Here is an 8,608-nt window from a genome sequence, read left to right on the forward strand (position 1 = left end):
GAAAACGCTTCGATTTGTTACTCATGAATATCTCTTACCTCACGGGTCTTGCTGTCTCCACAAAACCCGGGGCAATTTACTGACGACCGCCCTGCGCGATGGCTATGCGCTGGCGGACCAGACGCTGTTCCCGCTCTGGGGCAGCGCCGATCCGGGAGACCTGAACGGGATCCGCAACATCACCGCTGGCCTGTCTGCCGCCTATCTGGGCGTGCAGCTTGCCACGGCGGATATGTGGGAGGACCAGGACGGCAACCGCCCGTATGGGACTCGGACAGTCCGGCCGACCATGGTGATCCGACGCCGGGAAGTGCGGGCGGTCACTGCCTGCTGCTGTGGGATTACGCGGGCACGACCGACACCGATCTGGTCACCCTGCTGACATGGGGCAGCAAGCAGAAAGCCACATGGCGCTGGGTCCGGTCCCGCATCATGGAGGCGCACGGGCTGGCGTGGGGACAGTTGCACGCCCCCGGCAGCCTGTATCCGGCTGGCGATGACTGGGCGGCTCTGGTTGAGGCCAACGCGGCATATCTGCGGGGTGTGTCGTGAACCGGGGCGACCGGATAGCCTTCCTGCTCGGCTGCATGATTGGCCTGTCCGGCTGCGCAGTCCATCCGGCCAAGGTCAGCACGACCATTCCGCAGGCCATGGCAGGCATCCAGTCCAGTCTGGCGCAGGCCGGGGTGGTGTCGGTATCGCACGCGGGCGACTGGACCCCGGCGCAGGACGCGCTATTCGTCCGCGCCGTCCGGGCGGCGCAGTGCGGTCAGGACCGGGCCGACCCGGTGGTGGGCACGATTGCGGGCGACGTGACCTTACAGCTATCCGGGCAGTTCACGCAGGGCGGCCAATTCACAGTGGGAGCGATCACGACAGCGCCCACATTCGGCGTGCAGGGCGATGCTACCCGGACGCGCGGCCAGACGGTCAGCCTGCCGGTGGCCTACGCTCCGCTGTCGTCGCTACCAGATGTCGAGATGTCGCGGCAGCTTGGATACGAGACCGAGATGCTGGCACAGAACGATGATGCCCGGCACGCCGAGGCGGCCCGGCTGATTGCTGATCGGGAGGAGCTGCGGGGGAGGGTGCAGACGATGATCGATACCTGGTCCGCGAGCGAATGCGTCGGACGTACGCCGGTCGTGCCATTCGTTGGGAGAAAGCGGTGATCTGGCGCTGGCTTCACCGGTTGTTCTGTTTGCGGAGAGGGTGCAGGAAATGAGTGACTATCCAATTGTCATTGTGAAATGGCTTGACAGCGGGCAGCCGGAGTCAGCGTGGCAATGGGCAGATGAAATACCGGAACCTGATCCGATTGTCTGTCAGACGGTAGGGCATCTGATCCATGATACATCGACGGGTGTTGTAGTCGCCCTCAGCATTGGGGACGTCAAAAGTGAACGCCCCCAAGCCAATGGGGTGATGCATATACCGCGTTCAGCGATAGAGCAGATTACTTCTTTGGTCCCTTGTGAGCGGGTTCGTGCCGCATGACAGAGGCTGCCAGCGTCTTGGCCTGTGTAGGCGTTGCACGACCTGTATTCAGGACATTCGCTGCAACCGTCTTCACACGGGAAGAAGTATTGGGAGAAACCGGTCCACGACCGGTGGGCTTATGAGCCGCCATATGGGGCCTCCAGTTTTAATATAAGCCGCCTTGACCCTGCATCTTGTACGGGCCATATGGCCCATGCTACACAAGAGAGCATTCCGCAGGCGGCCAATTCGCTTGCGGAACAGAGAGGGGCAGGACCACGAATCCTAGCCCCTTTCTTTTTGTCTGAAATCTGGATAGCCGTACCTTCAAAAGATTGGAAGGGGAAGCACAATATGTAGTGTGCATTAAAGCCATTAGGCACAAGATAAACACACAATGTGTATCAGGTGAAAAAAACGGCAGGAACCCGTTAAGGCCCTGCCGTTCACCCGCTTTTCACTACGGCGCAACCTGTGAGTTGTCCGGAATTTCCGGACAACTGAAACTGGCGGGAGGGGTGGGATTTGAACCCACGGAACCTTTCGGTTCATCGGTTTCAGGACCGCCCCATTAAGCCGCTCTGGCACCCTTCCGACGCGGAGATTCCACCCGCCGCCGCCTGAGATAGATAGGTATCAGGCGTCTGCCTCTCTATAGCCGAGAGGCACATAGATGCGGTGCTGCGGCAGCGGGCTTGGACCCGGATCACCACCACTGGAGATAGCCACCGCCGCAGCGTGGGGATTATAGGAGGGATTTGATGCATGAGTACAGGGTATAAATCGCTCATCCAAAATGATGAACGATTGCGAACGCATGCGGACATAAAAAAGTGATTTGGGGCTGTGTTTGGGGCCAAAAATAGCACGGCCTAATAAGTTATAATTAAAACAATAATTTATTTGGTTTGATTGGCGGAGGGGAAGGGCATCATTTATTTTATGTAATATTCTGAAATACATAGATTTTAATATTCCAGATTTACCGCCTTACCCGTCATTATACCCATAAAATATTTTCACGATGCCACGCCGATCACGACACATCCTGACCTGCCCACAGGAAGCGCCTCCATAAAAACCGGCACCATTATCAAGCAACATGAACTTCCTGCACTTTAGAAAAATGCTTTCCTGTCACACCGGTTCAGAAGAACATGAGAGGAACAACGGCTTGCTCTCCGGGAAAGATTCTGCCATTTGGGCAGATACAATCCTAGTTCATCGAGATCGGAAACACCTTCATGCCCACGCGAACAGAATTCAGTCTCCTGCGTGACCGGGCAGGCCTTACGCTACATCAGGCGGCAGAGGAACTGGGGCTGGGAGAACGGACGATATATCGTTACGAGAATATGCCCGGTGCGGCGAGCCGGACGGCACTCAAGCTGCTACGCCATATCGCCAATGAACGGCTCCGCGCTTTCGAAAAGGAAAGGGTCAACTTTCGCTTCATTGACCTGTTCGCCGGTATCGGAGGTCTCAGGATCGGCTTTGAAGGGATTGGCGGTCGATGCGTCTTCACCTCGGAGTGGGACCGGTTTTCCCGACAGACCTATGCGCTCAATTATCCGGACAACCACGAAATCAGCGGGGATATCCGGCCGTTTGCCGATGATCCGTCACTGATCCCCGAACACGATGTCCTCCTTGCCGGCTTTCCCTGCCAGCCTTTCTCGATTGCGGGGGTTTCCAAAAAAAATTCGCTGGGCAGACCCCACGGCTTCCTGTGCGACACACAGGGAACCCTGTTCTTCGATACGGCCCGGATCATCGCCCATCACCGGCCAGCAGCATTCCTGCTGGAAAACGTCAAAAATCTGGAACGGCATGACAGGGGGCGGACTTTCGCCACCATCATGCATGTTCTCCAAGAAGAACTGGGTTATCATGTCCAGACGCGGGTGATCAGCGCGGCGTCCTGGGTTCCCCAGAAGCGGGAACGTATTTTCATCGTAGGTTTTCGTGAAAAAACGGAGTTTGATCTTGCGTCCCTGGCGATCCCGCCAGCGGAGCAGGGGCCCCGGCTCGGTTCAATCCTTCTGCCCCATGATGAGGTAGCCCCGAAATATACCCTCACGGAACATCTCTGGACCTATCTCCAGAATTACAAGGCCAAACATGCTGCAGCCGGTAACGGCTTCGGTTTCGGGCTGTTCGGGCCCGACGATGTCGCCCGGACACTATCAGCCCGGTACCACAAGGATGGCTCCGAGATCCTGATCAGACAGGAGGGTAAACGTCCGCGTCGCCTGACCCCGCTGGAATGTGCACGTCTGATGGGGTTTGATCGGGGAGCACGCCGTTTCCGCATCGGCGTTTCGGACACGCAGGCCTATCGCCAGTTCGGAAATGCAGTTGTGGTGCCGGTGATCGAGTTTCTGGCCAACGCGATGAAGCCCTATATCCGGTCTGCCCTCGCGCGGCAGTCTGCCGTGCCTGTATGGTCCCAGCCTGATATCCCGGGGCTGCCGCATGCGCGTCAGCAGGTCGCCGTTGCCTGATATCGTCTCACCCGAACAGCGGAGCCGGATGATGGCCGGCATCCGCGGGAAAGACACGAAACCGGAAATGGTCCTGCGAAAAGGCCTGCATGCCCTCGGTTTTCGCTTCAGACTGCATGACAGAAAGCTGCCGGGTACGCCCGATCTGGTATTTCCAAAATATAAGGCCGTAATTTTCATCCATGGCTGCTTCTGGCATGGCCATGACTGCCATCTTTTCCGTCTCCCCGGTACCCGCACCGAATTCTGGCGCAGCAAGATCGAGCGTAACCGGGCTATTGATGCCCGGAGCGTCATGGCACTGCGCAGTTCAGACTGGCGCGTCGGAACCGTGTGGGAATGTGCGATACGGGGGAGGGAACGCATCCCGCTGGAGGTTGTCCTCGAAACCTGTGCTTCATGGCTGAAATCAGACGTGGCCGAACTGGAAATAAGGGGCAGCAACGAACGAACTGTCGCAGAACCAGTCCCATCCTGACATGGGCCAGCAGCATGGAGCAGGGAGACATTATATTGAAGTCTGGCAGGCATTGTTACAGAACTGAGAGAGCTGTTTTCTGGCACCACATGTATTCATAAGATCAGGGATGTCAATGTCATCGCAGACTCAACTGGCCCTTGAACAGGCTGCTCCGGATGCCAGCCTTCTGTCACGGCTTTTTGCGGCGTCTGATCAAATCATGGTAAAAAAGCTGCGGAACAATGATCGGGACTGGGCCCGCAAGCGCAGTAAACATCAGGCCGGGGTCTTTATTCCCGTAGAATCCCGGGATAGCGGTTTCTTTCCGCAACTGATGGTCAAGGAACGTAAAAAGCCCGGAGCCGCTGAAATCCGTGAAGCTTTTTTCCCGACTGTCTGGCCACAGGTCGGCGAGGAACGTACCAGCCATCTGGTCCACTATACCAGCAAAGGCAATGAGACCCATCTGACGGTTCTGCCAAAAGCCGCTTTTGCAGATCTTCTGCCTGCCTCTTTTCTGGTCATGGGACGACGGAAAAGACATGGAAACCACTTTTATGAATGCCTGACCATTGATTCTGGCAGCGATGATTTTGAACTGCTACGTGACCTGTTCGGTCTCAAGGCAGATTTTATATCTGACGTGTTTGAACCCGAGAGTATCCGCTCGGAAGAACAGGGAAAGGTCCTCGATTTTGCAGGGGAGGTTATTGATGCCTGGCTACATGGCAAAATCGGGACATTCGCTGCCAGTCGTGCTGCCATACCGGCGACCGTTGAACTCGCGCGCGAAGCGCAGGCCATTTTCATGCGGGAACGTGGCCTGACGAAGATTGATCCCTTTTCCCTTGAAAGGCCCGGAGACGATCTGAGAACACTCAGCCGGACTATCGAATGGAATCTCTTCCGCAAGCATCAGCATCGGAAATATGCCGTCGATCTGGTCCGTCTGGTAATGGGCGAGACGCCATACAAACCTTCTCCGGCAGAGGTCATCCGCCGCCTGATCGATAAGCGTCCCGAGATCGACGCACTCATGCTGTCGGCAGGACAGCAACGGAAATCCCGGGCGGGCTACTCTTATGAGCATCATATCGAAGCCATGCTGCGTGACGGTGGTATTCCCTTCGAGAAACAGGTCATCCTTGAATCGAAAAAGAGGCCGGATTTCATTCTGCCCAGCCTGGCCTTTGTGGATAGCGGACATGCTGATGCCGGGACCGGTCTGATCCTGAGTGCCAAAACGACATTGCGGGAACGCTGGAAGCAGGTGGAGCGCGAAATGGGAGGACGCTCCCTGTTTCTGACGACCGTCGACGAAAACATCGCAGGCAATGCAATCGAGGACATGGCGTCTATCGGCGTCAGGCTTGTGATCCCGGAAAGCCTGCTCAAGGCGAAAGAAACCGAATATGCGGGTCATTCTAATGTTATGGGATTCGGTCGCTTCTGTCACGAATTCGTCAAACCATATTTGTCTTCCTGGAAATAATGGTTGGGGCTGGCATAGGATAAGCCAATAAGGGCTTGATATGTTGCATGACAGATTGCTCATGAGGCACCGGTTTCGGATGAAATCGAAGTCGATGAGCGCCATTTCGATGGACATCGCAAAGGAAAACGAGGCCGGGGCACTGCCGGAAAGTGGCCGTCTTCGGCCTGCTGAAACGACATCGCCGTGTCCATGCCGTCATGATCCCCAACGCCGGACATCAGACGCTGATGTCGAGCAGGATTATTTTCCGGGAAATATCGTAGTGAAGACGCGGAATTTCCATTAAACGCCAGCAGCCATCCAAATGAGGGTAATCCCTGAAAATATGAATGCCATGCCTGCCCCATACTAATTTTATCTCAGTACTGACACGCAGGCTGCATCATGAGGCAGGTCCATGCCGTAGGCTTCGCTGTAGCGTGACGCAAAAGCTTCCCGCTCCAGCCTCTCGCAATAGTCAAGATACCGGATCAGGGCCCGCTCGGCGCGCGTCGTGCGGCCATAGAGCCTTTTATAATGCTGCCATAGCATCATTACATTGACCGACCAGGCATCATAGGCATGCGCTGCCACCCGTTTGCGGATCGCTGCGGGAAGCGCGTCAAAGGCCGCCCAGTCATTACCCTCATACCGCCGCCACATCTCGTGTCGTAAGGTCCGCTCGTTATCCGCCAGCCTACGCATCCGCCATTTCTCCGTTCCCCCAGACCGGGAATGGGTCAGGCAGATGGGCAAACAGCAGCGGGTCAAACCGCTCCAGATCAAGCTCCGGTACAAGGCAGGCATCCAGAGCCGCGCAAAGGACAGTATCGTCCATCTCCGGTGTACCGATAAACACGATTTCCTGTCGGCGGTCCCCATAAACCGCGTCCCATTTCGACAGGATCAGGTCCCGCCATTCATCACTGTCCGGCCACTGGTTTTTGGGTATCGTCACCCACCAGCGTCCCATGGCCTGCGTGCGCACGAGCGCACCAGCCTGCCCCAGTTCGCCCACCCATTGTGGGCGGGTCGCCAGCCAGAAATGGCCCTTCGCCCGGATCACGCCCGGCCACGCAGAGTCGATAAAGGCCTTGAACCGTTCGGGTATCAGCGGACGGCGGACGCGCCAGACAAAGGTGTGAATGCCATATTCCTCGGTCTCGGGAACATGATTCCGAAATTCGAAAAGCTCTTTGTACCACAGCGGATGCTTATGGGCCCGATCGTAATCGAAGCGGTGCGTATCCAGAATGCGCGTGCAGGGCACGACGCCCTGGTCCGTTTCGATAATATCTGCATCGGCGTTCAGGGCCTGGATAACCAGCCGTGTAGCCTCGCGCTGCACCGCAGTTGCACTCGAGACCTTGTTCAGCACAACGACATCGGCAAACTCGATCTGCTCGACCAGCAGGTCAACCAGCGCCCTGTCATCCCCATCGCCTGCCGTCTCGCCCCGATCGCGCAGGAAATCCGTTGAAGCGTAATCTTTCAGCAGGTTGACGGCATCGACCACCGTTACCATCGTATCCAGCCGCGCGATGTCAGACAGGCTTTCTCCCGCCTCGTCACGGAACTCGAATGTCGCTGCAACCGGAAGGGGTTCCGCAATTCCTGTCGATTCAATCAGCAAGTAATCGAAGCGCCCTTCTTCCGCGAGGCGCCTTACTTCCAGCAGCAGATCATCACGCAGCGTGCAGCAGATGCAGCCATTGCTCATCTCCACAAGCGTTTCGTTCGTTCGGGACAGATCGCTGCCCTCGCGCACCAGATCCGCATCAATGTTCACGTCGCTCATGTCATTGACGATCACCGCGACTTTCCGGCCTTCGCGATTATTGAGCACGTGATTGAGGAGCGTCGTCTTTCCAGCCCCCAGAAAGCCGGAAAGAACTGTTACCGGAAGTCTTTCGCGCATGACGGATACCATTCATTCGGTTGCGATCCGCCGAACCTATATGTTACGTTATAATATAACAATCCCTAAAGAACTTCGACATGAGATCGGCCTGCCCGACCCGCCAGCGCCTTGCCATTCCGGCCTCATTCCAGGACATCGCCAGAAGCGACTGTTTCATCGTTCAGGAAGAGCGTCACATGGGACAGGACGTCACGCAGGCTGCAGCATCATGGAATGCCCATGGCCCGGATCTGTTTCTGTGTCGAGGCACCATTAAAATTCTTGAAACCGGGTTGCGCGCCGTCCTGCCAGCAGGCACGCAGGCGCTTGCAGAAGACGCCCTGAAGCTTGCCCGTCGTTATCAGCGTCTGTCAGGTACGGCCGAACTCCGCTTCCGACTGGAAAAGATCCGTCATGACAGTTGCCGCCGCTTTCATGTTGATCAGGTCCCATTACGTTTCCTGTGCACCTACACCGGTCCCGGGGTTCAATGGAAATACGCTGACAGTGAGACTATCCATGAAACGTCAGCGGGCTGGATTACCCTTCTGAAAGGGCGGTTATACCCCGGTTGGTCGACAAAGGGGGCGGTGCTTCACCGTTCGCCGCCTCTCTCCGATCTCCTGGTGCCTGTCACACGCCTGCTTCTGACCCTTGACCATCCTGACGCGTGTGGCATGGGACGACAATGATGCCTTATATGAACTGCCCCGAGTTTACCGGAGAGTAAAACTCTCGGAGGATGAGCCCTATGGTAGAGAAGAAGAAGACATTGCGTTATTCGCCTGAGT

General features: G+C 56.6%; 8 protein-coding genes, 1 tRNA gene and 2 pseudogenes. 7 read left to right on the top strand and 4 right to left on the bottom strand.

Annotation, left to right across the window (positions count from 1 at the left end; all coding sequences use genetic code 11):
* Positions 1-73: 73 nt before the first annotated feature.
* Together MSKU9_RS17725 and MSKU9_RS17730 are read left to right on the top strand one after the other, a co-directional pair.
* A pseudogene (locus tag MSKU9_RS17725) lies at positions 74-552 on the top strand (hypothetical protein); the annotation flags it as partial.
* Entirely contained in the window at positions 549-1,172 is a 624-nt protein-coding gene (locus MSKU9_RS17730; protein ID WP_141262654.1) for a hypothetical protein, read from the top strand. The pseudogene MSKU9_RS17725 and the gene MSKU9_RS17730, both read left to right, overlap by 4 nt.
* Before the next feature lie 284 nt (positions 1,173-1,456).
* On the opposite strand, the gene MSKU9_RS18695 is transcribed toward MSKU9_RS17730, so the two are convergent.
* Together MSKU9_RS18695 and MSKU9_RS17735 are read right to left on the bottom strand one after the other, a co-directional pair.
* On the bottom strand, positions 1,457-1,630 hold the full coding sequence (locus MSKU9_RS18695) for a hypothetical protein (protein WP_154670691.1): 174 nt from the start codon (positions 1,628-1,630) through the stop codon (positions 1,457-1,459).
* Positions 1,631-1,986: 356 nt separating this feature from the next.
* Positions 1,987-2,073 (bottom strand) — tRNA-OTHER (locus MSKU9_RS17735).
* 650 nt (positions 2,074-2,723) lie between these two features.
* Between MSKU9_RS17735 and dcm the strand changes: the two genes are divergently transcribed.
* The 4 genes and pseudogenes from dcm to MSKU9_RS17755 form a co-directional block, all read left to right on the top strand.
* Positions 2,724-3,983, top strand: coding sequence for a DNA (cytosine-5-)-methyltransferase (gene dcm, locus MSKU9_RS17740; protein ID WP_141262655.1), 1,260 nt, complete (start codon positions 2,724-2,726; stop codon positions 3,981-3,983).
* Between the two features lie 31 nt (positions 3,984-4,014).
* Entirely contained in the window at positions 4,015-4,461 is a 447-nt protein-coding gene (locus MSKU9_RS17745) for a very short patch repair endonuclease (protein ID WP_264371865.1), read from the top strand.
* A 115-nt stretch (positions 4,462-4,576) separates the two neighbouring features.
* Positions 4,577-5,935 carry a type II restriction endonuclease gene (locus MSKU9_RS17750; protein ID WP_162515761.1) on the top strand — a complete coding sequence of 453 codons (1,359 nt, stop codon included), beginning with the start codon at positions 4,577-4,579 and terminating at the stop codon, positions 5,933-5,935.
* Between the two features lie 81 nt (positions 5,936-6,016).
* Positions 6,017-6,168, top strand: a pseudogene (locus MSKU9_RS17755) (IS1595 family transposase); the annotation flags it as partial.
* A 124-nt stretch (positions 6,169-6,292) separates the two neighbouring features.
* Here MSKU9_RS17755 and MSKU9_RS17760 read toward each other — a convergent pair.
* A complete protein-coding gene (locus MSKU9_RS17760) occupies positions 6,293-6,622 on the bottom strand; it encodes a DUF6525 family protein (protein ID WP_039736910.1) in 330 nt (109 codons plus the stop codon).
* The gene (locus tag MSKU9_RS17765; protein WP_141262657.1) at positions 6,615-7,847 is read right to left on the bottom strand and encodes a GTP-binding protein; all 1,233 of its coding nucleotides are present in this window, start codon (positions 7,845-7,847) and stop codon (positions 6,615-6,617) included. The genes MSKU9_RS17760 and MSKU9_RS17765 overlap by 8 nt, the downstream gene beginning before the upstream one ends.
* Positions 7,848-7,915: 68 nt before the next feature.
* Between MSKU9_RS17765 and MSKU9_RS17770 the strand changes: the two genes are divergently transcribed.
* Positions 7,916-8,509 carry a DUF1826 domain-containing protein gene (locus MSKU9_RS17770; RefSeq protein ID WP_141262658.1) on the top strand — a complete coding sequence of 198 codons (594 nt, stop codon included), beginning with the start codon at positions 7,916-7,918 and terminating at the stop codon, positions 8,507-8,509.
* Positions 8,510-8,608 lie beyond the last annotated feature (99 nt).

This window comes from Komagataeibacter diospyri (genome assembly GCF_006538165.1).
GTDB classification, from domain to species: Bacteria; Pseudomonadota; Alphaproteobacteria; order Acetobacterales; family Acetobacteraceae; genus Komagataeibacter; species Komagataeibacter diospyri.